Raw genomic sequence first — 22,110 nt, forward strand, 5'->3', positions numbered from 1 at the left:
AGGGATAATCATCTAAATTGCAAAATATTCACTCACAATTCATGGATATTTTTTGCATAAGCTTTGTAAACTTTAAAACCATCCAAGTTTTTATATTATATAAAAAAGGCGCCTTAGGCGCCTTTTTTACTTCAGCTGAAATTAGCCTTGTTGACGAGCTTGTTGCTCTTTCAATAAGTCTTCGTAGCTGACTTGTTTGTCAGTCACTTTTGCAGCTGCAAGAATGTGATCAACCACCTGGTCTTCTAACACAACTGCTTCAATTTGAGCACGTTGCTGTTTGTCATTTTTGAAGTATTCAATTACTTCGTTTGGATCTTCATAAGAAGATGCCATGTCTTCGATGTAAGCATCAACACGTGCAGCATCCACTTCAAGTTTCGCGTCTGCTAAAACTTTGCTCACCAATACGCCAAGTTTTACAGATTTTTCAGCTTGTTCTTTGAACAGTTCGTCTGGAAGCATGCTTGAGTCAAATGCTTTCGCACCTTGCGCACCAAACTGCTGCGTGAACTGTTGGATCATTTGTTGACGTTGACGGTCAATTTCTTGCTTAACCATAGATTCTGGAACTTCGATTTCGTTCGCAGCAACCAGCGCATCAAACGTTGCACCTTTCACCTGGTTACGAAGACCGTTTTTCACTTCACGTTCCATGTTTTTACGAACGTCAGCTTTTAACTTTTCAACGCCTTCTTCTTCAGTTAAACCGAAGATTTTTAAGAATTCAGCATCAACTTCTGGAAGTTTTTGTTTTTCAACCAGTTTTACATTGATTTTGAACTGAGCTGCTTTACCTGCCAGCTGTTCAGCTTGGTAGTCTTCCGGGAAAGTTACATCAATAACTTTCTCTTCGCCTTTTTTCATGCCCACGATGCCATCTTCAAAGCCCGGGATCATACGGCCAGAACCTAATACCAGTTTGAAGTCTTCAGCAGAGCCGCCTTCAAATTTCTCGCCATCTACTGTGCCTTCGAAATCAAAAGTGACTTGCATGTCTTTTTTCGCCATGCCTTTGGTTTCAGCCCAAGTTGCGCGCTGCTTTTGCAGGTTTTCGATCATTTGATCTACATCTTTGTCGCTAACTTCAGATGCTTTACGCTCAACTTCCAGACCTTCGAATTTCACTTCAACTTCTGGATAAACTTCAACAGTCGCTTCATATACTAAAGCGTCGTCTTTCATTTCAGTTTTTTCAATATTTGGCATACCAACAGCATTGATTTTTTCTTGTTGGATTGCTTCAAATACGGTGTCACGAATGATGTCGTTTACAACTTCTTGATAGATACCCGCGCCATATTCACGACGTACAACGTTTACAGGCACTTTACCTGGACGGAAGCCGTTAATCTTCGCAGTTTTAGCTGTGCGTTTTAAGCGAGCTTCGAACTGCTCGTTAATACGGCTCGTCGGTACAGATACATTTAAACGACGGGCAACGCCCGAAACCGCTTCAGAAGTTACTTGCATGGCTTCCTCGATATTTAGTAATAACAGTTTTTAAAAAAGTGCCATATTATATGACAACATTTAAAGATATACAAAATAACAAGCGATCAGAACAATTTTTCGGCTTAAATTCTCCACATTCCCTTCGCTATTTTTATCTATTGTCTAATATTTGTTGCAAATGATAAGTACTATCATTAATATTCAATGGTTTTTAACTCATATTTTTAACTATTCTTCTTATATCCCAATACTGGAATTCGGTTATGCGCACCTTTAACCTTCGCCCGCTTTCGCTCGCGATTCTTGGAATTTCTGCTAGTTCCGCATTTGCAAATACAACCACTGAAACAACAGCTGACCCGACACATCAATTATCCACGATTGTGGTTTCTGCGGCAGGTTTTGAACAAAAAATTAAAGACGCGCCGGCTTCTATTACAGTTCTTACCGAAGAAGATTTTAAAACGAAACGCATTACCTCATTGGCAGATGCATTAAAAGGTGTAGAAGGTGTAGATATTAGTCCTGCAGCAGGGAAAACAGGAACATTAAATATCCGTATGCGCGGTATGCCTTCGGAATACACCCTTATTCTTATTGATGGTAAACGTCAAAATAGTGTTGGCAGTATTACACCCAATGGTTTTACAGAGTCTAACAATAATTTTATTCCCCCAATTTCTGCAATTGAGCGGATTGAAGTGATCCGTGGCCCAATGTCTACCCTATATGGTTCAGATGCAATGGGCGGTGTAATTAATATTATTACTAAAAAGGTTGCAGACACATGGACAGGTTCGGTCAGCCTTAATGGAACCCTGTTACCTAATAGCTCAGAATTTGGTAATCAATATGCAGCTGAAATCTTTACATCAGGTCCTTTAGTTCAAGACCTATTAGGCTTACAATTACGCGGACGTAAAGCAGAAAGACAACAATCTTATATTACAGTACCTGGTACAGACGGTACTGAACAGTTAGCACAAGGTAACAGCCCAACTAAATCGGATATTGAAACATTTGGTGGACGATTAACTTTTACTCCTCACCCAGATCATACATTTGCTCTTGACTTTGAGAATACACAACAGTGGTTTGATAACAGCCGTGGTCAATTAGGAACCTATCTAAATGATAATGGGGAGGTACTCACTCCAGATGCCACCCAAGGTTATGGCCCAAGTCAAGAATATGAACGTAACAAAGGCTATATTTCACATGAATGGCAAACCGATTTTGGTCGCTTAGAGAGCAGCATTTCTCATGTTGAAACAGAAACTGTGGGGCGTTATTTACCAGCTGGAATGCTCAGCACTGCAGAAAAACAAAACTTTATCAACCGTGAGCTAAAAAGCGAAGATACGTATTACGATACTAAATTTACAACCCAATACTTTGCCAACCATAATATTACTGTTGGTGGGCAATGGTGGGATGCAAGCCAAAAAGATGGTATTCGTCGTCAGAACCCTGAGCTAAGTTTTGAGCAATATGGTCTTTTTATTGAAGATACATGGTCAATTTTACCTAATCTTAATTTAACTTTAGGAGGACGTTTTGATGACCATAGCTCATTTGGTGATTTCTTTACACCACGTGCTTATTTAGTATGGAATATGAATGACCAGTGGACTGCTAAAGGTGGTTACGCTGAAGGCTATAAAGTTCCACGTTTAGAACAATTAACTCAAGGTTTATCAAATGTAGCTAGCCAAGGTCGCTCGCCTGTTTTAGGAAATATTAACCTACAGCCTGAAACTAGTGAAAATATGGAGCTTGGCATTTATTTTGACAACCTACAGGGCTTTAACGCGAACGTAACTTTATTCCAGAATAAAACAAAGGATAAGATCACCACTACAGGTGCAGACTATGCCTTAGTTCATATTCGTCAAAGTGATGTTGATAAATTAATTAGCGATGGTACTTATGTTCCAGGCGTAAGTTACAATGGCCGTCCAATCGGATTCGATTGTACAGGTAATCAAGCTGCATGTGATGCTCAATTCAATGAATGGGGTATTGACTGGACTACAGCAGCCAATCGCAATTTAACTCTAGCACGTCCTTATAATGCTGAAGAAGCTGAAAGTCATGGTGTAGAAGTGGCTGCAAGCTATCAGGTTAATGATCAGTGGAAAGTTTCAGGTAACTACACCTGGACCGAAGGTGAGTTAACTGATTCTTCTGGAAAAACTATTGACGACACAGACAACGCTAAACATGTAGCAAACGTACTTGTAAATTATCAGCCTGCAAGCAATGCCTCACTTTGGTTACGTGGAGAATATCGTAGTAGCCAAGTGCGTAAAGAAGGAAACGTAAAAAATACCCTTGGTGATTATAAGGGGTATACTCAATGGCACTTAGGTACTAATTACTCAGTAAATGACAATATTGATATTGGTGTAGCCTTATATAATATCTTTGATGTTGATTTTGTTGATTATCAATACGTGACCTTAGAAGATGCTTATTATAACCGCTATCTCAACACCCAAGAAGGTCGTCGTGTTCAGTTAAGCACTACCTTTAAGTTCTAAAAATTACTCTTCCCCAAAACCCTGCCCCGGCAGGGTTTTTTAATTCTAAAAACCGATCAAATTAAATCAAAAATACGATTATTCAAATATTCTTATTGATTTATTTCATTAAATGCGAGCAATCCATAAATATTTTCTTGATTGTTTAGCTTGTTTTAACCAATTTCCATATTGTTACTGAGAATTATTATCACTAAAATTCGCATTACTTATTGAGCGTATACAACATACAATAAGTCCATCATTACTCTGCATTTGAACTGCGCACTCAAATCATTGTGGTAAGGGAATTTTGTCATTCATATCAGGAAATACACCACCATGGCACAGATTAAGAGCCGTAAACATCAACGCACTGCATCATTCGTTGCCCTTGCAGCCACCCTGCCGCTCATGGCACATGCAACCCCAGCGACCGAAGAAGTCACCCAGCTTCCTGAAATCACGGTGAAATCTCAGGCTGAAAATAAATATAAAACCAATCAGCTCAGCTCCGCGAAACAGACCCAGCCACTGGTCGATACCCCACAAACAGTTTCTGTTATTAATCAAACCTTATTAAAAGAACAAGGCGCGACATCACTGGTCGAAGCGCTACGCAATACCCCGGGCATTACCTTACAAATGGGTGAAAACGGCAATACCAGCGCTGGCGATACCTTCCAGATGCGTGGTTTCTCTACCCAAACCTCTACCTATGTCGATGGTATCCGTGATTTGGGCGCAGTCAGCCGCGATATATTTAACCTGGAACAGGTTGAAGTCGTGAAAGGCCCGGCCGGTGCCGAAGCCGGTCGTGGTTCAGCATCCGGTTATATCAACTTGGTCAGCAAACTGCCACACCTGCAAAACAGCAGCGAAGTCTCTGCCAGCTATAACACCGCAGAAAATGCCCGCCTCTCGGCCGATATCAACCAAGCTATCAATGACAATACCGCTTTTCGTCTCAATGTCATGGGACAAGAAGGCGGCATAGAAGGACGCGACTATATTGAAAACAATAGTTATGCCATTGCCCCATCTGTTGCCTTTGGTCTGAACACCCCGACCCGCCTGTATTTATATTCACAACACGTCCGTCAGCGCAATATTCCAGATGGTGGCATTCCAACTGTGGGCATGCAAGGCTTTTACAATACCGATTCACTGTTAGCCACTGCGCCTAAAGTCAATCGGGAGAATTTTTATGGTCATGTCAATGACTATGAAGATGTTGATGCTGATATGTTCACCGCGAAAATTGAAAGTGATTTAACCGATCAACTCAAACTGACCAATATCACCCGTGTAGCGAAAACCCACATGAATCGGGTTTTAACAGGCATCAATACAGGTGCAAATGGTCTTCGAACCAATGGTTCATCAAACCCTGCCGAATGGGAAGTGAATCGCTCCCGCCAAGGCATCGATCAAGAAAATAAAATTCTGGCCAATCAAAGCACTTTAAACTGGAATGTCAAAACGGGCGCAGTACAGCATGATGTTGTTGCAGGCATGGAGTTTTTAAAAGAACAGCAATCTAGCAAACTCATGGCAACCCAGATGCCTGGCGAAGCCACTGCCGATACACCTTGGGCCAATCTTTATCGTCCAGACCGAAATCAAGCCATGCCACCACTAATTTACAATGGTGGTTATACTGATGGTGAAACCCAAACGGCAGCCGCTTATGTATTTGACACCTTAAAATTTGGTGAACGTTTCCAACTTAACGGTGGCGTACGGGTCGATTATTATGAAACCGATTATCAAGGGCTTACTCTGCCACGCGGGGGGAATGCTTTGGTGGCCACAGATCTGAGCACCCACGATACGCTGTTTAGCTGGAAACTTGGCGCTGTGTATAAGCCTACGTTAAATAGCAGCATTTACGCTGCGTATGCAAAATCGCTGACTCCGCCCGGCAGCGCCAACTTTAGTCTCTCAGCAGACGGAATTAATAGTGCTGCAGCAAAACCTCAAGAAACCCATCATTATGAACTGGGAACCAAATGGGACTTGCTAGAAGGTAAATTGGCACTAACCGCAGCTGCATACCGCACTGAAAATGAAAACCAGTTTACTCAAGATGCCATTACCAGAGAATCTATTCAGGAAGGTAAAACAATGGTTAAAGGCGTTGAACTCAGCGCTGTAGGACAGATTACCGATGCATGGAATGTGTCTGCTGGCATCGCACACATGAAAACTGAGCAAGAAAATCAGCAAAGCGTTAATGCGACGACAGGTGAAGTGACCAAAACTAATAATGTTCGCTGGTCACCTGAATGGACTGCAAGTTTATGGTCAACCTACGACTGGGCGGGCTTTAAATTAGGTTTGGGCGCACGTTATGTCGACGAACAAAAGCGTGTTGTGACTGACAGCAACGCACCAGCCAACATGCCGAATATTCCAGGCTATGTCGTGTTTGATGCATTGGTAGGCTACAACTTCAATAAAAATGCCTCATTAAATTTAAACCTTTATAACCTTGCCGATAAAGAATACATCAGCACGCTAAACAATGGTGGTGGTCGCGTCGTGCTTGGACAGCCACGCTCGGCAGCACTCAGCTTGAATTATAAGTTCTAAGCTTTATTTTGTTCTGTTGAAGCAGCATTTATCTGAAATGCTGCTTCATTTTTTATTTGGCTTTATGATGACAGACAGCGCTCTGTCTGAAGGATGATTCAAGTCTCATGATGCTGCATGTTCCTCAAGTTCTCAGTAAAGCGGCCGTGGCTGATATCCGTCAGCAGCTCGACCAGCATACCGCCTGGATTGATGGCCAGCACAGTGCCGGGCCACAGGCAAAAAAAAGCAAACACAATCTGCAATTTGACCCGCAGCATCCGGTGTATTTAGCCCTAGCTGAACAGATTGAACAGGCACTGAGACAGCATCCGCTGGTACAATCTGCGACCTTAGCCAAACATATTCTGCGGCCAATGTTTAACTGCTATCAGCAGCAAGGGTCGTATGGCAATCATGTCGACAGCGCGGTGCATTATTCGGCTGCACATCAGCAGCTGATTCGTACCGATGTTTCAATGACCTTATTTTTGTCTGAACCGGAAGAATATCAGGGCGGCGAACTGGTGATTGAAGACACCTATGGCGCACATGAAGTTAAACTGGATGCCGGTGATGTGATTCTCTATCCTGCCACCAGCCTGCACCGGGTAGAACCGGTCACTGCCGGCCGGCGCATTGCCGCCTTTACCTGGGCACAAAGCATGATTCGCGATGACTGGCAGCGCAGCATGCTGTTTAATTTAGATATGACCATTGGCCAACTACGTCAGCAACTTGGCGATAATGAACAAATGCTGAAACTGACCGCGCATTATCATAATCTGCTGCGTCAATGGGGCGAACTATGATGCCTGCCCAGCCACTGCCGCCGCTTACCCAGATTCCAGCCTATCTGCAAACCATTGCCGACTATGAAGCTCAAGCCAGCAAACATTTAACGCCGGCCACTTGGCACTATTTACAGGGTGGCGCCATGGATGAGCGCAGCCTGCAACAGAATCTGGACCAGTTTCAGCAGCTGCAACTGCTGCCCAGAATGCTGCGTGACCTGAGCCAAGGCCATACCCGCTGCGAACTGTTCGGGCAGGAATTTCCCCATCCAATTTTTCTAGCTCCGGTTGGCCATCAACAACTGTTTCATCCACAGGGCGAACTGGCCACTGCCTTAGCGGCAGAAGCGATGGGCAGTAATCTGGTGCTAAGTCATTTAAGCACCACCGATCTGCGTGAACTTGCGCCAACAACCTCTCTTAAATGGTTTCAGCTGTACTGGCAAGGCAATCACGAACAATCGCTGGCACTAGTGCAGCTGGCCGAGCAACAGCAGTTTAAAGCTATTGTCGTGACCGTCGATTCACCGCATAGCGGTGTTCGTGACCGTGAACGTCGGGCCGGTTTTCAAGTGCCGGCGCATCTGCCTCATCCGCATCTATCTTGCTTTACCTCCCCTGCCCTCACACCCGAGCAACATCCCCTGTTTGATGGTCTGATGCAACAGGCACCGACCTGGGAGGATATTGCCTGGCTGGTACAGCAAACGCCTTTACCGGTGCTGCTTAAAGGTATTGTGCATCCTGAAGATGCTCAACAGGCATTGCAATACGGCGTACAGGGATTGGTGATTTCTAATCATGGTGGCCGGGTGCTGGATGATTGCATTAGTCCACTGACAGCTCTAAAGATGATACGCGCACAGCTGCCGGCAAATTTTCCCTTATTGCTGGATGGCGGTATCCGCCGCGGCTCCGATATTTTTAAGGCGCTGGCCCTGGGTGCATCCGCCGTGCTGATTGGCCGGCCGTATATTTATGGTCTGGCAGTAGCCGGCGCGTTAGGCGTGGCGCATGTGATTAAAATTTTGCGGGAAGAACTGGAAGTGACCATGGCTTTAATGGGAACAGCACGCCTGAATGAGATCAATAACCGCTATATTTTTCACAAAAACCAAATCCAGTGAAATTTTTTATCTTCACAAGCTTTAATGATGCAAATTAAGAGAATAATTTCCACTTCAGTTGGCTTATATTTATCTTAGGAATTTGCAAGACCGCGAACGGTACCAGCCAGGTAGCAACTCTTTCTGAAAATGTGGACTGATCCTAATATTTTCCGGAAATACGCTTGTAAATTGATACCATAGATACCATCTATATAAGTAGTACGTTGCTTTTTTATAAGCTTAAGCAACCCATGCTTCACAAGGAGTTACCTCATGATGTTGGCTGATCCAAGTAAAAAATATCGTCGCATGTATCAACGTGTTGACTTGCCAGACCGTCAATGGCCGAACAACGAAATTACAAAAGCGCCTATCTGGATGAGCACCGACCTGCGTGATGGTAACCAGGCAATTTTCGAACCAATGAGCATTGAACAGAAGTTCAAAATGTTCCAGATGTTGGTGAAAATTGGCTTTAAGCATATTGAAATTGGCTTCCCGTCTGCTTCACAAATTGACTTCGATTTCACCCGTAAATTGATTGAAGAAAACCACATTCCAGATGATGTGTATATCGAGGTTTTGGTTCAGGCACGTGACCATTTGATTCAGCGTACCTTTGAAGCATTGGAGGGTGCAAAACGCGCGATTGTACATATCTATAACTCCAACTCGCCAACCTTCCGTCAAAAAGTCTTGAATGTTGATGTCGCGGGTGCCAAACAGTTGGCCATTAACGCCGCTGAAAAAGTGAAAGAATACGCAGCGCAATATCCTGAAACCGACTGGATTTTCCAGTACAGCCCAGAATGTTTCACCGCAACCGAATTGGAAGTCGCTAAAGACGTCTGTGACGCCGTGACTGAAATCTGGGAAGCTTCTCCTGAAAACAAAGTCATCTTAAACTTGCCTGCAACTGTAGAAGTCTCAACTCCAAACGTCTATGCCGACCAGGTCGAGTGGATGCACCGCAACATCAAACGTCGTGACGGGGTGATCATCTCTGTTCACTGTCATAACGACCGTGGCTGTGGTATTGCTGCCTCTGAATTGGCGATTATGGCTGGTGCAGACCGTGTAGAAGGCTGTGTATTTGGTAATGGTGAACGTACCGGTAACGTAGACGTTGCTGCAATTGCCTTGAACATGTACACCCAAGGTGTTGCACCAGAATTGGATTTCTCGAACATCAACGAAATTATTGCGACCGTAGAAGAATGTACCGGTTTACCTGTGCATCCACGTCATCCGTATGCAGGTGATTTGGTGTTCACGGCGTTCTCGGGTTCACACCAGGATGCGATTAAAAAAGGCTTTGAATACCAGAAAAACGAAGAAATCTGGGATATGCCTTACTTGCCAATCGATCCGAAAGACTTGGGCCGTGACTATGATGCCGTGATTCGGGTGAACTCGCAGTCAGGTAAAGGCGGGATTGCTTACTTGTTAGAATCGAACTACAACGTGGTGTTGCCGCGTCGTGTACAAATCGAGTTCTCGCAAGTGGTGCAGCAAGTGACCGATGAAGAAGGCACTGAAATTTCAGCACAGCAAATCTGGTCATTGTTCCAGCAAACCTATGTCGATGCCAAAGATTCACATTATTCTGCCAAGAGCTATAAATTGTCTGATGACAATGGCAAACAGGTAATTGAACTTGAAGTGGTGGTGAATGGCTCGACACAGCAGTTGCGCGGTGAAGGTAACGGTCCGATCTCGGCCATTTTGGATGCCTTGCAGTTACCAATTGATGTCTTGAACTATGAAGAACGCGGCATCAGCTCGGGTGCCAATGCCAAAGCCTTGGCCTTGGTTGAGTTGCAGGTGAAAGGTACCGGTAAATCTGCCTTTGGTGCCGGGGTGCATGACAACATTGTGACTTCATCCATTGAAGCCATTATTGCTAGCACTAACCGTCTGATTGATCAGGGCGTATTAAGCAAAGAACAATTGGTTGCTGCTGCCGTTTAAGCACATAAAGTACTTTAGAAAGGATACCCCAAGTGGTATCCTTTTTATTTATTCATTCTAAAGATTCTAAGGCGAATTATTCCTGTGTCTTTCCCTGCTAACTCTGTGGGTGTCGTAACGCCACAACAGTTTCAATTTGAAGAGCCGTTAGAGCTGGAATGTGGACGCATTCTGCCACGTTTTGAACTGATGGTTGAAACTTACGGAAGCTTGAATGCCGACAAATCCAATGCCATTTTAATCTGCCATGCCCTGTCCGGGCATCATCATGCGGCAGGCTATCATCATGAAGATGATAAAAAGTCTGGCTGGTGGGACAGCTGTATTGGTCCGGGCAAAGCCATTGATACCTCTAAATTCTTTGTGGTGGCACTGAACAATATTGGCGGCTGTCATGGTTCGACCGGCCCGACCTCACCCAACCCGGAAAATGAAAACCGCCCTTATGGTCCGGATTTCCCGCTGGTGACGGTGCGTGACTGGGTCAAAACCCAGGCCATGCTATCAGACCGCTTAGGCATTCAAAAATGGTATGCAGTAATTGGCGGTTCTTTGGGGGGCATGCAGGCCTTGCAATGGTCGGTTGATTATCCGGACCGTCTGGAAAAATGTGTGATTATTGCCAGTGCGCCAAAACTCTCGGCACAGAATATTGCCTTTAACGAAGTCGCGCGTCAGTCGATTCTTTCTGATCCTGATTTTCATCATGGCCGTTATCTGGAACATGACAGCTATCCAAAACGTGGCCTGATTCTGGCGCGGATGGTCGGACACATCACCTATCTGTCTGAAGAAGCCATGAAGCAGAAATTTGGCCGTGACCTGAAACTGGGCAAATTCATGTACGGTTTCGATGTCGAGTTTCAGGTGGAAAGCTATTTGCGCTATCAAGGTGAACAGTTCAGCCGTAACTTTGATGCCAACACCTATTTAATTATGACCAAGGCGCTAGATTATTTTGATCCGTCGCGTGAATACGAACAGTCGCTGGTACAGGCTATGGCCCATACCCAATGTCAGTTCCTGGTGATTTCATTTACCACCGACTGGCGTTTCTCGCCTTCGCGTTCGCAGGAAATTGTCGATGCGCTGATTAGCAACCATAAACCGGTCAGCTATTTAGACATTGATGCCGAACAGGGCCATGACTCCTTCCTGTTCCCGATTCCGTTATATGTCAAATCTTTAAGAGCATTTTTGGGAGGTGCTGAACACCTCAAGGCGACCCCGCAGGAGGCTGTGTAATGCGTATTGATCAGCAACTTGCCGAAAAGTGGATTAAACCCGGTTCCCGCGTTTTAGACCTTGGTTGTGGTGATGGTGAACTGCTGGCCCACATGAGTAAAAAGCACAATATTCGTGCTTACGGCCTGGAAATTGACCAAGAAAAGATTGCAATTGCCGTCAGTCGGGGGTTAAATATCATCCAACAAGACTTAAACCTCGGTTTAAGCCGCTTTGCCGACCAGTCTTTTGACTATGTGGTCATGGCACAAGCCTTGCAAGCTGTAGATGCACCTGACGTATTATTGCGTGATATGGTGCGTGTCGGAAAGCAGGCGATTATTACCTTTCCGAACTTTGCCCACTGGAGGACCCGTTCTTTCCTGGCACTGAAAGGAAAAATGCCGGTTTCAGAAGCTTTGCCGTATATGTGGTACAACACCCCGAACATCCACCTCTGTACTTTCCGTGATTTCGAAGCACTCTGTGCTGAAAACAATATCCGTATTATTAATCGACTCGCTGTGAATGGGGATCAACAAGTTAGTTTACTCAGTAAACATATCCCGAATCTGTTTGGTGAAGTCGCAATTTATCGAGTGAGCGCTCTATGAAAAAATTATTATTAAGCACGACGCTACTGGTTGGACTTTTTAGCCTGCAGGCGCATGCAGATTACGTGGCGCCAGGCAGCTCGGTGTCGAGCCAGGCCGCCCAGTATTCGGTGATGGACATTCAGGGTCTGATTAAAGCCGCCAAAGCCGGACAGGCCGGTGCGCAGTTCTATCTGGCAACCAAATATCTGCATGGTCAGGATGTCGCCAAAGATGAACGTCAGGCCTTTGCCTGGTATAAAGCCGCTGCCGATCAGGGACTGTCTTCAGCCCAATTGAACGTAGGCCGTATGCTGGCTGATGGCATTGGCACCAAAAAAGATGAAGTCCTGGCCCGCCAGTATTTTGAAAAAGCGGCCAGCCGCGGCGATAACCGTGCCAGCTTTAACCTGGCGATGATGGAAGAGAAAAAGAAAAACTATATGGGCGCTTATCAGTGGTATGAACTGTCTACCCGTGATGGCATGCTCGACAATAAAGTAATTTCTTTATCTGAAGGCAAAAAAACGGCCTTGGCCGCCAACCTGACCCAAGAACAGATTCGTCAGGCACGTGACCGTGCCGACAAATGGATTCAGGCACAATAAGCCAGGTTCAAAAACACTAGCACCTTCGGGTGCTTTTTTCATGCCTGCTGTCTGGTGGTTTTCGGTTAAACTAGCCCGCATATTTTCAATCATGAGTAATTCGAGATGACTGCACCTGCTTGGCTCTCTCAAGGCACCCTGGTTCTGGCCAGCAATAACAAAGGCAAAATTGCGGAATTTGAAAAACTATTTGCAGAACTGAATTTACCGGTTGATGTCATCCCGCAAGGCCAGCTCAATATTGAAGATGCCATTGAAGATGGTCTGAGCTTTGTTGAAAATGCGATTATTAAAGCGCGTCATGCCTCTAAAATTTCTGGCAAGCCTGCGATTGCTGATGATTCCGGGATTTGCGTACCGGCACTGGGCGGCGCACCGGGAATTTACTCTGCCCGTTATGCTGGCGCACATGGCAATGATGCCGCCAATAATGAAAAACTGCTGGCAGACTTACAGCCTTTACGCAAAGATGGAACAGCGATTGAAGGCATGTTTGTTTGTATGCTGGCCCTGGTGCAGCATGCCGAAGATCCTTTACCACAAATTTTCCAGGGCATCTGGCAAGGTGAAATTCTGGATGCTCCACGTGGTGAAAATGGTTTTGGTTATGATCCACTGTTCTGGTTACCGGAACTGGGGATTTCCAGCGCAGAGATGAGCAAAGAAGAAAAAAATAAGATCAGCCATCGAGGTCAGGCGATGCAGCTGTTTAAAGCGAGTTTGGAGAAGTAAAACTCGCGTTTGAAAAACGTCCTCCCTCCTCTTAGGAGGGAGTTAGAGGGAAGTTATTAAAACACCCCTCACCCCGGCCCTCTCCCTATGGGAGAGGGAGATTTGAATGGCACAAATCTCCCCAATTCGTTCTTAGCTTTCCCTAGCCTTCTCCTGAAAGAAGAGAGAATTTTCCCCTTTTATGAATTTATACTTCGACTTCAATATTTAAAGTTTATATTAGAAAAAGCTTTTTATAAACCCGGTACCAATATATGCACCACCACGCCATATACGCCAATCAAAATCGCACTGGCAATCGTTCCTGAGGCAATATATTTGGCCGAATCACCGGTGCCCTGATAATGGGTTTCTAGTGCCACAATATTGGCAGCCGGTGGCAGCAGGAAAAACATCAGCATGACGGCATAAATCAAGGTCTGCTGCGGAATGGGTAAACACCAGTATGCGATGGCACATAGCAACAAGGCCAGCGGAATACGTGCGACCAGTAAACCCAGGCTGCGCTTTAAGTCAGCCCAGCCAATCCGAACTTTACTCAGCCACATCCCCAGCACGCACATGCCGGCAAAGGTCACCAGTACTTTATTGCTTTGGTAAATCACTTGTACCCAGGTCTGATGTTCAAACTGGCTCACATCCCAAAAAGACAGAATCCCCGCCAGACTCAGGGCAACCACCGGTGGTGAAAGTAGTACATTTTTAACAATAAACTTTAATTCTTGCCGGGTCTGGCTCACCGCCATTACCGCACAAACATTACCAAACAAGGATCCGCCAATATACAGCGCCACAATAATACTGCTGGCCGCAGGTCCAAACAGGGCCAAGGCAAAGGGAAAACCCAGCCAGGCCCCATTTAAATAACTGAAGCACAGTGCGATCAGTTTATCTTTTTGCAAGACATAAAAGACTGCAAAGAAAAGGATGGAACTGATCAGACTAAAACCAATCAGCCACAAGCTGCCGTCCTGATAAAACACCATGTTGTAGATAATCAGTAACGGAATAAACAGCCGGGCCAGTAACATCGCTAGCACCGGACGCAACGGCTTTAAATACGCGACCCCGAAGTATCCAATCAGAAATGAAATTAGCGGAAGCAGCAGCGCCATGCGGGTACACAGGAAGGCAGAAAAGTGGTGATTATCCTAACATAATTGATGGCACAACATGCTTTTAGCCCATCTGCTGTCTTTGAATCGCAATATTCCTGTCACCTCGCTGTCATCTAGACCTGTTGAGATATGTCTTGAATTAAAAAGAGGTAAATATTATGGCTGGTTTATCCATCTGGCACGTTCTGATTTTTGCAATCGTGGTGATTCTTCTGTTTGGTACATCTAAACTGAAAAACCTGGGTAAAGATGTGGGCGGTGCGGTTAAAGACTTTAAAAAATCAATTAAAGATGATGAAACGACCACTGCGGCCCTAAATGAGCCACGTACCATTGAACATCAAGCAACATCATCTGATGTTAACACGACTGTAAAACAATAATTTTTCAGGTAATTTTGTTATGCTCAATATTGGAATGGCGGAGCTGCTGTTTTTCGGCATCATTGCATTATTGGTGCTGGGTCCAGAAAAGCTGCCTGAAGCTGCACGTTTTGTTGGAAAGTGGTACGGCAAAATTAAACGTACCATCAGCAATGTGCAAAATGATATTGATCGGGAACTTCGACTTTCTGAACTGCGTGAACAGATGCAACAGGAAATGGCACGTATTCAGGAACTTGAACAAAAAATGCAGTCTCAAATGTATGAGCTAAAACAACAAAAAATATTCGCGGAAGAACAACCGAACCAGACCGCTGCAACGGATAATAAAAATTTGCCGATGCGCTATACCTTTATTGCCCCGCAACCTTCGCTGTTGCTGCGTCCTCAGCATCAACCGCTAAATTCGGCTGAAGCTATTCCTCCGACCACATCACAATTTACCGATTATAAGGTGGCTGTATGAGTCAAAGTTCTCCTTCTCAATTGCCAGCGGCGACAGTGGGCGAGCAGGCTGCTTTAGAAGAAATGCCGATCACCAAACATCTGGTGATTCTACGCAAGCATCTATTTAAAATTGTGGGTTTGGTTATTGCACTGTTTTTCTGCTTATTGCCTTTTGCCAATCGCACCTATCAGATTTTATCTGAGCCGCTGCGTGCGCAGTTGCCGACCTCATCGACCATGATTGCCACCGATGTCACGGCCACCTTTATGGCACCGTTTAAGCTGAACTTTTTTGTGGCGTTGATGATTGCGATGCCATTTATTATTTATCAGCTGTGGGCTTTCGTAAAACCGGCATTATATGAAAAAGAGAAAAGTCTGGCGCTGCCATTGCTCATAAGCAGTATTGCCCTGTTCTATATTGGGATTTCATTTGCTTACTTTATTGCACTGCCGTCAATTCTGCACTTTTTCATCAGTGTGTCACCGGAAACAGTTGCCCCGATGACCGATATTAATAGTTATCTGACTTTTTGTTTGAAGCTATTTTTGGTGTTCGGATTTACCTTTGAAATTCCGATTATTACCCTATTGCTGATTTTAATTGGTGTGGTTAGTACCCAGCAGCTGGTCGAAAAACGTCGCTTTATTATTGTCGGCTGTTTCTTTGTTTCGATGTTTGTTACCCCACCGGATGCGCTGTCGATGATTATGCTGGCCATTCCAATGTGGATGCTATTCGAATTGGGCTTATTTGCTGGCAAGCTGATTGAGAAGCGTCGGCTGACTGCAGAATAAGTTTTACAAACCCGATTAAAAAAGAGCAGCTCCGGCTGCTCTTTTTTATTTTAGTAAACCATTGTTCTTATTTAACTTTTTTGAAATATTTTCTTCAAGGTACTGTCATATTCAGCGGGTAGTTTATTTCTAGCTTTTAAGCAGCAACCAAGCCATTAAAGAAAAGCTAGGACTTTTAAATGAACAACGATGAAATGATTCCGTGTCAGGATCTGACCGAAGATAGTAACACTTCAAATAATACGCATTTTCAAACGATTCTTGATCAACATATGAATCGTCGTGGTTTTATTGCAAAAACTACAAGTGGGGCAATGGCATTAGCATTTGCAGCAAGCGTGAGCGGCTGTTCAGATGATGATAATGATTCTGCTAATCCAGGTGAAAATCCAACCACTCCTCCAGACACAACCTCTCCTGATCAACATGAGTGGAGCGATCTGAACGCCCGCCCGAATAAATTAACCTTTGAACCTGTGAGAAAAAATACAGCGAACTTCTTCAGTGTTCCTGCAGGTTACCAGCTAAAAGTGTTATATGCAGTAGGCGATCCAATTAACCCTACTTATCCAGAAAAAACCGATGCTGAACTACCATCAGGTGCATCTTATCAATTCCGTGCCGGCGATAACCATGATGGTATGAGCTTCTTCGGTATGCATCCAACCAACAAAAACTATGCTGCCAAAGAATCAAAACAAGGCTTGCTGGTATTAAACCATGAGTATCTGCAGCAATCTCAGTTACATACCCCTGTGGGCACGATTTCAGTAGATGGCATCCGCCCTGAAGATCAGGTTTTACGTGAAGTAAATGCTCACGGTGTATCTGTTGTTGAAATTAGCAAAGATGAAAATACCCAAGACGTTAAAATTAATTTAAATTCTGAATTTAACCGTCGTATTACTGCCGCAACTGAAATGGAAATCCGTGGTCCAGCGCGCGGTTCTGATCTGGTTAAAACCCGATTCTCTCAAGACGGTACTTTAACACGTGGTACATTTGCAAACTGCGGTAACGGTTATACACCTTGGGGGACATATCTGACTGCAGAAGAAAACTGGAGCGGTTATTTCGCTCGTCAAGCCAATGACACACGTGCCATTGCAAAAGAAGAAATTGCCTTATCACGTTATGGTCGTGGTGGTGCTAATGCCCGTTCTTCGCAATATTTATGGAATACTCCAGTTGCCGAGTTAACTGGTGACAAAGATCTGTATGATCGTTGGGATATTTCAGTTAAAGGTGAAAACGCGCTAGCAGACTACCGTAATGTCATGAACACTTGTGGCTTTATTGTTGAAATTGACCCGTTTAGCGCAACTGAACGTCCAGTAAAACGTACTGCACTCGGCCGTTTTGCACATGAAGATTGTCGTTGTAGTAACCCGATCCCTGGTCAGCCATTAGCGTTCTATATGGGTGATGATGCGACAGGTGAATATATCTATAAGTTCGTATCAGATGCAGTGTGGGACCCTAAAGATATAAACGGCGGCTATGCTGCTGGCGACAAATATATGAATAACGGTACATTATATGTTGCCAAGTTCAATGATGATGGTACCGGTGAATGGTTAGAACTGTCGCATAACCAGAATGGCCTCACCTCTGCGAATGCAATCTATCCTTTCTCCGGTCAGGATGATGTCGTTGTTCATGCCCGTCTTGCTGCAGACCACGTTGGTGCAACCAAAATGGACCGCCCAGAATGGGTTGCAGTGAACCCTGAAAATGGCGAAGTTTATGTCACCTTAACCAATAACAGCAGCCGTGGTCGTTCGTATCCAACTGATGCCGCTAACCCACGTAGCTATATTGACTTCAAGGGCACAAGCGCAAGTAGTTCCGGAAACATGAATGGCCATATTATTCGCTTCCGTGAAGAAGGCGACACGGTAGCCGCTACAGCATTTAAATGGGATATCTTCTTATTTGGTGCTGAAGCACGCGCTGAGTCAAACATCAACCTGTCTGGTCTAGACGATATGAACGACTTCTCTAGCCCGGATGGTATGTGGTTTGACCCACGTGGTATCCTTTGGATTCAAACCGATGATGGTCAATATACAGATGAAACCAACTGTATGATGCTTGCAGCACTTCCAGGTTCAGTCGGTGATGGCGGTACCGCGATTGCAGCAAGTACCAAAGCAGGTGGTCAAGAAACAATTGTGGGCGCCCAGCTTTCTAATGACCGTGTCCGCCGCTTCCTGGTTGGTCCATCTGGCTGTGAAATTACCGGGGTAACCATTACACCTGACTATAAAGCGATCTTTGTCAATGTTCAGCATCCAGGTGGTGCTTGGCCAGCGAACCAAAGTACCCGCTACAGTGCGTTAGGTAAAGTTCCTCGTTCAGCTACTGTAGTCATCACCCGTAAAGACGGTGGTCCGATTGCAGGTGAGGCACTAGAGCAAGCATAAAACGCTTTCTCTTAAGCATCCTTAAACTTAAAAATACCGGCTTGATGCCGGTATTTTTTATTTCTGTAATGGAATATTCAGCTCCACGATCTGCCCGGCGGTTTCACCCTGCTGGCTTTTCTCTAACCAGTGCCATTGCTGGGCATTCAATCTTAAAATATTGGAACAGCGTGTACCATACGCCGGACTCTGAATAAAGGTCGACGACAATAACTCTTCCAGCTCGACAGGAATGCCGGTTTCTGGCAATAAATCTGCAATCACCTTGCGTTCATCTTCCAGAATATCCCAGGCAGCATGCTGCAGATCTGCTTCTGGCATCCGGGCTTGCTGTAACATCGGTAAAAATTCCTGGGTAAAGCGTTTACGCAAATGGCCAGTTTTTTCCCAGTGCTCGCCCATTAAGCCATTGGACACTACATATACCCCTTTGGCCAGCACTTGCGGGGCCTCCCCTCGGTTGCTCATATACACCGCCTGTTCCCGGTCGCCGACAAATAAATTAAAGCCGGCATAATCGCACTGGCGCGGCTCCAATGCTTGTGCAAAGCGAATTGGACTTAATTCAGATTCCAGAAAATCCTGAATCAGATGGCCGCGTGAGGTCGGATAATTGTGCTGATCCTGTCCATTACGAAAATTGGTAACAATGGCCCAGCGGCCTCTGGCGGTCACGCCCATCCAGGTGCCACCCGACTGCAAGTCCTGTCCGGCATAAATCGGGCTATTTTCCCAGGCATGCAACGCCGCAGTCGGACGCTGATAAAACTCATCACGGTTTGAAATTAAACATAAAGGCAGCTCATCCAGAACCTGCCAGGCAAAGGCCACAATACACATAATTTCCTGCTCGCTATCTTTACACATTGAATGTACAACATTTTTCATCTTATTCAGCTAAAATCTGTGCAAAACAGAATGACAAGGAACAGGAATGCTGACCTATCCAAATATTGATCCGGTGGCGATATCGCTGGGTCCCTTACAAGTCCACTGGTATGGACTGATGTATTTACTGGCCTTTTTATTTGCCTGGGGTCTGGCCACCTATCGCGCCAAGCAGCGTGGCTGGACGCCGGACATGGTTTCGGACCTGATCTTTTACGGCGCGCTGGGTGTAGTCATTGGCGGCCGTGTCGGTTATGTGTTCTTTTATGGCTTTGAGCAGTTTCTGGCTAACCCGGTGTGGCTGTTTCAAGTCTGGACCGGGGGCATGAGTTTCCACGGTGGTTTCCTGGGGGTCATGCTGGCCATGCTGTTCTGGTGCAAAAAATACCAGATGACCTGGTTCCAAACCCTGGACTTTATTGCACCTTGTGTCCCGACCGGGCTGATGTTTGGACGCATCGGCAACTTTATTGGTGGCGAGTTATATGGCCGTCCGGTCACTGATCCAAACTTTGCACTGGGCATGATTTTCCCGACCGATCCACTACAGCTGGTACGTCATCCATCACAGTTGTATCAGGCGCTGTTTGAAGGGCTGCTGTTATTTATTCTGCTGTGGTGGTTCAGTTCCAAACCGCGTCCACGTATGGCGGTTTCGGCACTGTTCCTGATTGGTTATGGTCTGGCGCGTTTTGTGGTGGAATTCTTCCGCGAACCGGACAATGGTCAGCTATTTATTGCCTGGATGAGTAAAGGCCAATTCCTGAGTCTGCCAATGATTCTGGTCGGTCTCTGGATGATGTGGTACGCCTACCAGAAAAAAATCTATGACTGGGGCCCACAGAAAAATAGTTAAACCGGAGCGAGGCATTGGCCTCGCTTTTTTTATGCCATTTTTGCTAAAGTGCATGCACCCTTGCACAATTCATCTGGTGGGCTATGCTCGAATTCTGGTTTAATCCCAACGTATCCGTACTGCAAAAACTCATGCTGTTTATTCTGATTGCAGTGGTCACCGGCGTTTTATACTGGATGCAACCGCTGGACTATGATGCCATCCTGATGTTTAAGGGCACCGGAATTATTTTTCTGATTTGCCGTTACTGCAAAATTCATTTTGCGGCACAACGTCCCACCGGTTTACTGTATCGCCTGCTGACCTGGATTCCGATTGCCCTGCTGTTGGCACTAATTTTCATGAATATGCAACAGGGTGAAATTTTATTACCGGGCGCACAAGGACTTGGCTTTATGGCTCTGGCAATTTGTCTGTTCTCGCCACTGTCATTGCTGCATCAACATCAGGATCAGGCATAAATGCTCAGTTTCTGGTATTCCGCGCGTTGTCATCGTCAGCTCAAACTGATGATCTGTATTGGTACCTGTCTGCTGATTTATCTGGCCTCGACGCAGGCACAGCTGCCACCGTTTTGGGTCATCCTCAGTCTGATTCTGGGCATGGGCTTACATCTGCTGTATCAATGGAGCAATCGTCGTTCCTGGCCGGAACATCAGCGCAGATTGATGTACTGGGGATTAAATCTGGCACCGCTGCTCCTGCTGGCTATGTTGGTGCTATTTCTACCGAAAATGCAGCTTTGGGCCATGGCCTTGCAAGCACTCGGCTTTATCTTTGTAGGCCTGTTTATGGTGTCGATCTACCAGCAACGCGCCAAACGTTTTGACTCCTAAGCTTTATTTTCCTGTCCTCTCTTTTGCATTTTCATAACCTGTGTAGCAGTTGCTGCACAGAAAACTGGGCTGAATTTACACTGCATACACGCCGAAACAGGAGCGCTAACAACAATAACCCGAATCCAGTTCAGCCTGCTTAGAATAACTGCAGTCTTTATGAAAATAATTCAGGAAGTTGTTTATGAATTCAGAACTCAACACCATTTCCGGTTTTAACCTGCAACGTTATTTAGGCACCTGGTATGAAATTGCCCGTTTGCCAATGCGCCATGAACCCGAAGACAGTACCGATATTTCCGCCACCTACAACCTGAATGAAGATGGTAAAGTGCGCGTACAAAACCGCCGTCTGGATGGTCAAGGTCAACTAGATGAATCGATTGGTGAAGCCACCCCAGTCGATGCTGAACATGGCAAACTGGAAGTCAGCTTCTTGCCAGAAGGCCTGCGCTGGATTCCGTTTACCAAAGGCGATTACTGGATTTTAAAACTTGATCCGGAGTATCAGACCGCGCTGGTCGGTGACCCGAGCCGCAAATATTTATGGTTGCTGCATCGTCATCCACAGCTGGATGAAGCCACACAAAATGAATATCTGGCGCAGGCCAAAAGTCTGGGTTATGACCTGAGTGATCTGATTTACACCCCGCACACCGGTCGGCCAACCGCATAAGCTGCCGCTATTTTGCTGAGGCATCTTTTTTAAGATGCCTTTTTTAATGATGATGAATATTCATCTCAGCCCGGCATCAATGTTATGATGGCTGCAATTT

Annotated in this window: 20 protein-coding genes; 17 read left to right on the forward strand and 3 right to left on the reverse strand. The window is 45.4% G+C overall.

The genetic code is table 11. The annotated features are described in order from the left end of the window. Positions 1–141: 141 nt before the first annotated feature. Positions 142–1,473: a trigger factor gene (gene tig / locus FTU69_RS03285; RefSeq protein ID WP_075167430.1), complete on the reverse strand. Its 1,332-nt coding sequence runs from the start codon at positions 1,471–1,473 to the stop codon at positions 142–144. 245 nt (positions 1,474–1,718) lie between these two features. Between tig and FTU69_RS03290 the strand changes: the two genes are divergently transcribed. The 9 genes from FTU69_RS03290 to rdgB all read left to right on the forward strand — a co-directional run bounded on the left by FTU69_RS03290 (position 1,719) and on the right by rdgB (position 13,582). Beyond that, on the forward strand, positions 1,719–3,998 hold the full coding sequence (locus tag FTU69_RS03290; RefSeq protein ID WP_180103486.1) for a TonB-dependent receptor domain-containing protein: 2,280 nt from the start codon (positions 1,719–1,721) through the stop codon (positions 3,996–3,998). Positions 3,999–4,319: 321 nt separating this feature from the next. After that, positions 4,320–6,572: a catecholate siderophore receptor Fiu gene (locus FTU69_RS03295; protein WP_180103487.1), complete on the forward strand. Its 2,253-nt coding sequence runs from the start codon at positions 4,320–4,322 to the stop codon at positions 6,570–6,572. A gap of 107 nt (positions 6,573–6,679) precedes the next feature. Then, positions 6,680–7,363 carry a Fe2+-dependent dioxygenase gene (locus tag FTU69_RS03300; RefSeq protein WP_180103488.1) on the forward strand — a complete coding sequence of 228 codons (684 nt, stop codon included), beginning with the start codon at positions 6,680–6,682 and terminating at the stop codon, positions 7,361–7,363. Continuing rightward, positions 7,360–8,472: an alpha-hydroxy acid oxidase gene (locus FTU69_RS03305; RefSeq protein ID WP_180103489.1), complete on the forward strand. Its 1,113-nt coding sequence runs from the start codon at positions 7,360–7,362 to the stop codon at positions 8,470–8,472. Before FTU69_RS03300 ends, FTU69_RS03305 begins: the two co-directional genes overlap by 4 nt. 255 nt (positions 8,473–8,727) lie before the next feature. Continuing rightward, the gene (leuA, locus tag FTU69_RS03310) at positions 8,728–10,425 is read left to right on the forward strand and encodes a 2-isopropylmalate synthase (RefSeq protein ID WP_005180175.1); all 1,698 of its coding nucleotides are present in this window, start codon (positions 8,728–8,730) and stop codon (positions 10,423–10,425) included. An 84-nt stretch (positions 10,426–10,509) separates the two neighbouring features. Beyond that, on the forward strand, positions 10,510–11,670 hold the full coding sequence (locus FTU69_RS03315; RefSeq protein ID WP_005180176.1) for a homoserine O-acetyltransferase: 1,161 nt from the start codon (positions 10,510–10,512) through the stop codon (positions 11,668–11,670). Continuing rightward, complete coding sequence (gene metW / locus FTU69_RS03320; RefSeq protein WP_005180178.1) at positions 11,670–12,263, forward strand: methionine biosynthesis protein MetW; 594 nt, start codon at positions 11,670–11,672, stop codon at positions 12,261–12,263. Before FTU69_RS03315 ends, metW begins: the two co-directional genes overlap by 1 nt. After that, entirely contained in the window at positions 12,260–12,850 is a 591-nt protein-coding gene (locus FTU69_RS03325; protein WP_005180179.1) for a tetratricopeptide repeat protein, read from the forward strand. The genes metW and FTU69_RS03325 overlap by 4 nt, the downstream gene beginning before the upstream one ends. A 105-nt stretch (positions 12,851–12,955) precedes the next feature. Continuing rightward, entirely contained in the window at positions 12,956–13,582 is a 627-nt protein-coding gene (rdgB, locus tag FTU69_RS03330) for an RdgB/HAM1 family non-canonical purine NTP pyrophosphatase (protein WP_180103490.1), read from the forward strand. A 233-nt stretch (positions 13,583–13,815) separates the two neighbouring features. Here the strand turns inward: rdgB and FTU69_RS03335 are convergent, their stop codons facing one another. Then, positions 13,816–14,697 carry a permease gene (locus tag FTU69_RS03335; protein ID WP_180103491.1) on the reverse strand — a complete coding sequence of 294 codons (882 nt, stop codon included), beginning with the start codon at positions 14,695–14,697 and terminating at the stop codon, positions 13,816–13,818. Between the two features lie 161 nt (positions 14,698–14,858). On the opposite strand from FTU69_RS03335, the gene tatA reads away from it, so the two are divergent. The 4 genes from tatA (at position 14,859) to FTU69_RS03355 (ending at position 18,754) form a co-directional block, all read left to right on the forward strand. Then, on the forward strand, positions 14,859–15,083 hold the full coding sequence (tatA, locus tag FTU69_RS03340; RefSeq protein ID WP_005180185.1) for a Sec-independent protein translocase subunit TatA: 225 nt from the start codon (positions 14,859–14,861) through the stop codon (positions 15,081–15,083). A gap of 19 nt (positions 15,084–15,102) precedes the next feature. After that, entirely contained in the window at positions 15,103–15,549 is a 447-nt protein-coding gene (gene tatB / locus FTU69_RS03345) for a Sec-independent protein translocase protein TatB (protein WP_180103492.1), read from the forward strand. Next, positions 15,546–16,328 (forward strand): twin-arginine translocase subunit TatC, encoded by a 783-nt coding sequence (gene tatC / locus FTU69_RS03350; RefSeq protein ID WP_005180188.1) that lies wholly within the window; start codon positions 15,546–15,548, stop codon positions 16,326–16,328. The genes tatB and tatC overlap by 4 nt, the downstream gene beginning before the upstream one ends. Positions 16,329–16,507: 179 nt before the next feature. Then, positions 16,508–18,754, forward strand: a complete 2,247-nt coding sequence (locus FTU69_RS03355) for a PhoX family phosphatase (RefSeq protein ID WP_180103493.1) — start codon at positions 16,508–16,510, stop codon at positions 18,752–18,754. A gap of 57 nt (positions 18,755–18,811) precedes the next feature. On the opposite strand, the gene FTU69_RS03360 is transcribed toward FTU69_RS03355, so the two are convergent. Next, complete coding sequence (locus FTU69_RS03360; protein ID WP_180103528.1) at positions 18,812–19,594, reverse strand: NRDE family protein; 783 nt, start codon at positions 19,592–19,594, stop codon at positions 18,812–18,814. 94 nt (positions 19,595–19,688) lie between these two features. On the opposite strand from FTU69_RS03360, the gene lgt reads away from it, so the two are divergent. The 4 genes from lgt to FTU69_RS03380 all read left to right on the forward strand — a co-directional run bounded on the left by lgt (position 19,689) and on the right by FTU69_RS03380 (position 22,010). Continuing rightward, on the forward strand, positions 19,689–20,498 hold the full coding sequence (gene lgt, locus FTU69_RS03365; protein ID WP_016658551.1) for a prolipoprotein diacylglyceryl transferase: 810 nt from the start codon (positions 19,689–19,691) through the stop codon (positions 20,496–20,498). Positions 20,499–20,581: 83 nt separating this feature from the next. Continuing rightward, complete coding sequence (locus FTU69_RS03370; protein ID WP_180103494.1) at positions 20,582–20,959, forward strand: hypothetical protein; 378 nt, start codon at positions 20,582–20,584, stop codon at positions 20,957–20,959. Continuing rightward, positions 20,960–21,334, forward strand: a complete 375-nt coding sequence (locus FTU69_RS03375) for a hypothetical protein (RefSeq protein WP_180103495.1) — start codon at positions 20,960–20,962, stop codon at positions 21,332–21,334. Positions 21,335–21,518: 184 nt separating this feature from the next. After that, positions 21,519–22,010 (forward strand): lipocalin family protein, encoded by a 492-nt coding sequence (locus FTU69_RS03380; protein ID WP_075167417.1) that lies wholly within the window; start codon positions 21,519–21,521, stop codon positions 22,008–22,010. Positions 22,011–22,110: the final 100 nt, after the last annotated feature.

The organism is Acinetobacter sp. YH12134 (assembly GCF_013418555.1).
Classification (GTDB): Bacteria; Pseudomonadota; Gammaproteobacteria; order Pseudomonadales; family Moraxellaceae; genus Acinetobacter; species Acinetobacter indicus.

Excerpts from the sequence above, each read along its gene's own strand:
- tig (WP_075167430.1), bottom strand. The coding sequence starts at position 1,473 with ATGCAAGTAACTTCTGAAGCGGTTTCGGGCGTTGCCCGTCGTTTAAAT.
- FTU69_RS03290 (WP_180103486.1), top strand. The coding sequence starts at position 1,719 with ATGCGCACCTTTAACCTTCGCCCGCTTTCGCTCGCGATTCTTGGAATT.
- FTU69_RS03295 (WP_180103487.1), top strand. The coding sequence starts at position 4,320 with ATGGCACAGATTAAGAGCCGTAAACATCAACGCACTGCATCATTCGTT.
- FTU69_RS03300 (WP_180103488.1), top strand. The coding sequence starts at position 6,680 with ATGATGCTGCATGTTCCTCAAGTTCTCAGTAAAGCGGCCGTGGCTGAT.
- FTU69_RS03305 (WP_180103489.1), top strand. The coding sequence starts at position 7,360 with ATGATGCCTGCCCAGCCACTGCCGCCGCTTACCCAGATTCCAGCCTAT.
- leuA (WP_005180175.1), top strand. The coding sequence starts at position 8,728 with ATGATGTTGGCTGATCCAAGTAAAAAATATCGTCGCATGTATCAACGT.
- metW (WP_005180178.1), top strand. The coding sequence starts at position 11,670 with ATGCGTATTGATCAGCAACTTGCCGAAAAGTGGATTAAACCCGGTTCC.
- FTU69_RS03325 (WP_005180179.1), top strand. The coding sequence starts at position 12,260 with ATGAAAAAATTATTATTAAGCACGACGCTACTGGTTGGACTTTTTAGC.
- rdgB (WP_180103490.1), top strand. The coding sequence starts at position 12,956 with ATGACTGCACCTGCTTGGCTCTCTCAAGGCACCCTGGTTCTGGCCAGC.
- FTU69_RS03335 (WP_180103491.1), bottom strand. The coding sequence starts at position 14,697 with ATGGCGCTGCTGCTTCCGCTAATTTCATTTCTGATTGGATACTTCGGG.
- tatA (WP_005180185.1), top strand. The coding sequence starts at position 14,859 with ATGGCTGGTTTATCCATCTGGCACGTTCTGATTTTTGCAATCGTGGTG.
- tatB (WP_180103492.1), top strand. The coding sequence starts at position 15,103 with ATGCTCAATATTGGAATGGCGGAGCTGCTGTTTTTCGGCATCATTGCA.
- tatC (WP_005180188.1), top strand. The coding sequence starts at position 15,546 with ATGAGTCAAAGTTCTCCTTCTCAATTGCCAGCGGCGACAGTGGGCGAG.
- FTU69_RS03355 (WP_180103493.1), top strand. The coding sequence starts at position 16,508 with ATGAACAACGATGAAATGATTCCGTGTCAGGATCTGACCGAAGATAGT.
- FTU69_RS03360 (WP_180103528.1), bottom strand. The coding sequence starts at position 19,594 with ATGTGTATTGTGGCCTTTGCCTGGCAGGTTCTGGATGAGCTGCCTTTA.
- lgt (WP_016658551.1), top strand. The coding sequence starts at position 19,689 with ATGCTGACCTATCCAAATATTGATCCGGTGGCGATATCGCTGGGTCCC.
- FTU69_RS03370 (WP_180103494.1), top strand. The coding sequence starts at position 20,582 with ATGCTCGAATTCTGGTTTAATCCCAACGTATCCGTACTGCAAAAACTC.
- FTU69_RS03375 (WP_180103495.1), top strand. The coding sequence starts at position 20,960 with ATGCTCAGTTTCTGGTATTCCGCGCGTTGTCATCGTCAGCTCAAACTG.
- FTU69_RS03380 (WP_075167417.1), top strand. The coding sequence starts at position 21,519 with ATGAATTCAGAACTCAACACCATTTCCGGTTTTAACCTGCAACGTTAT.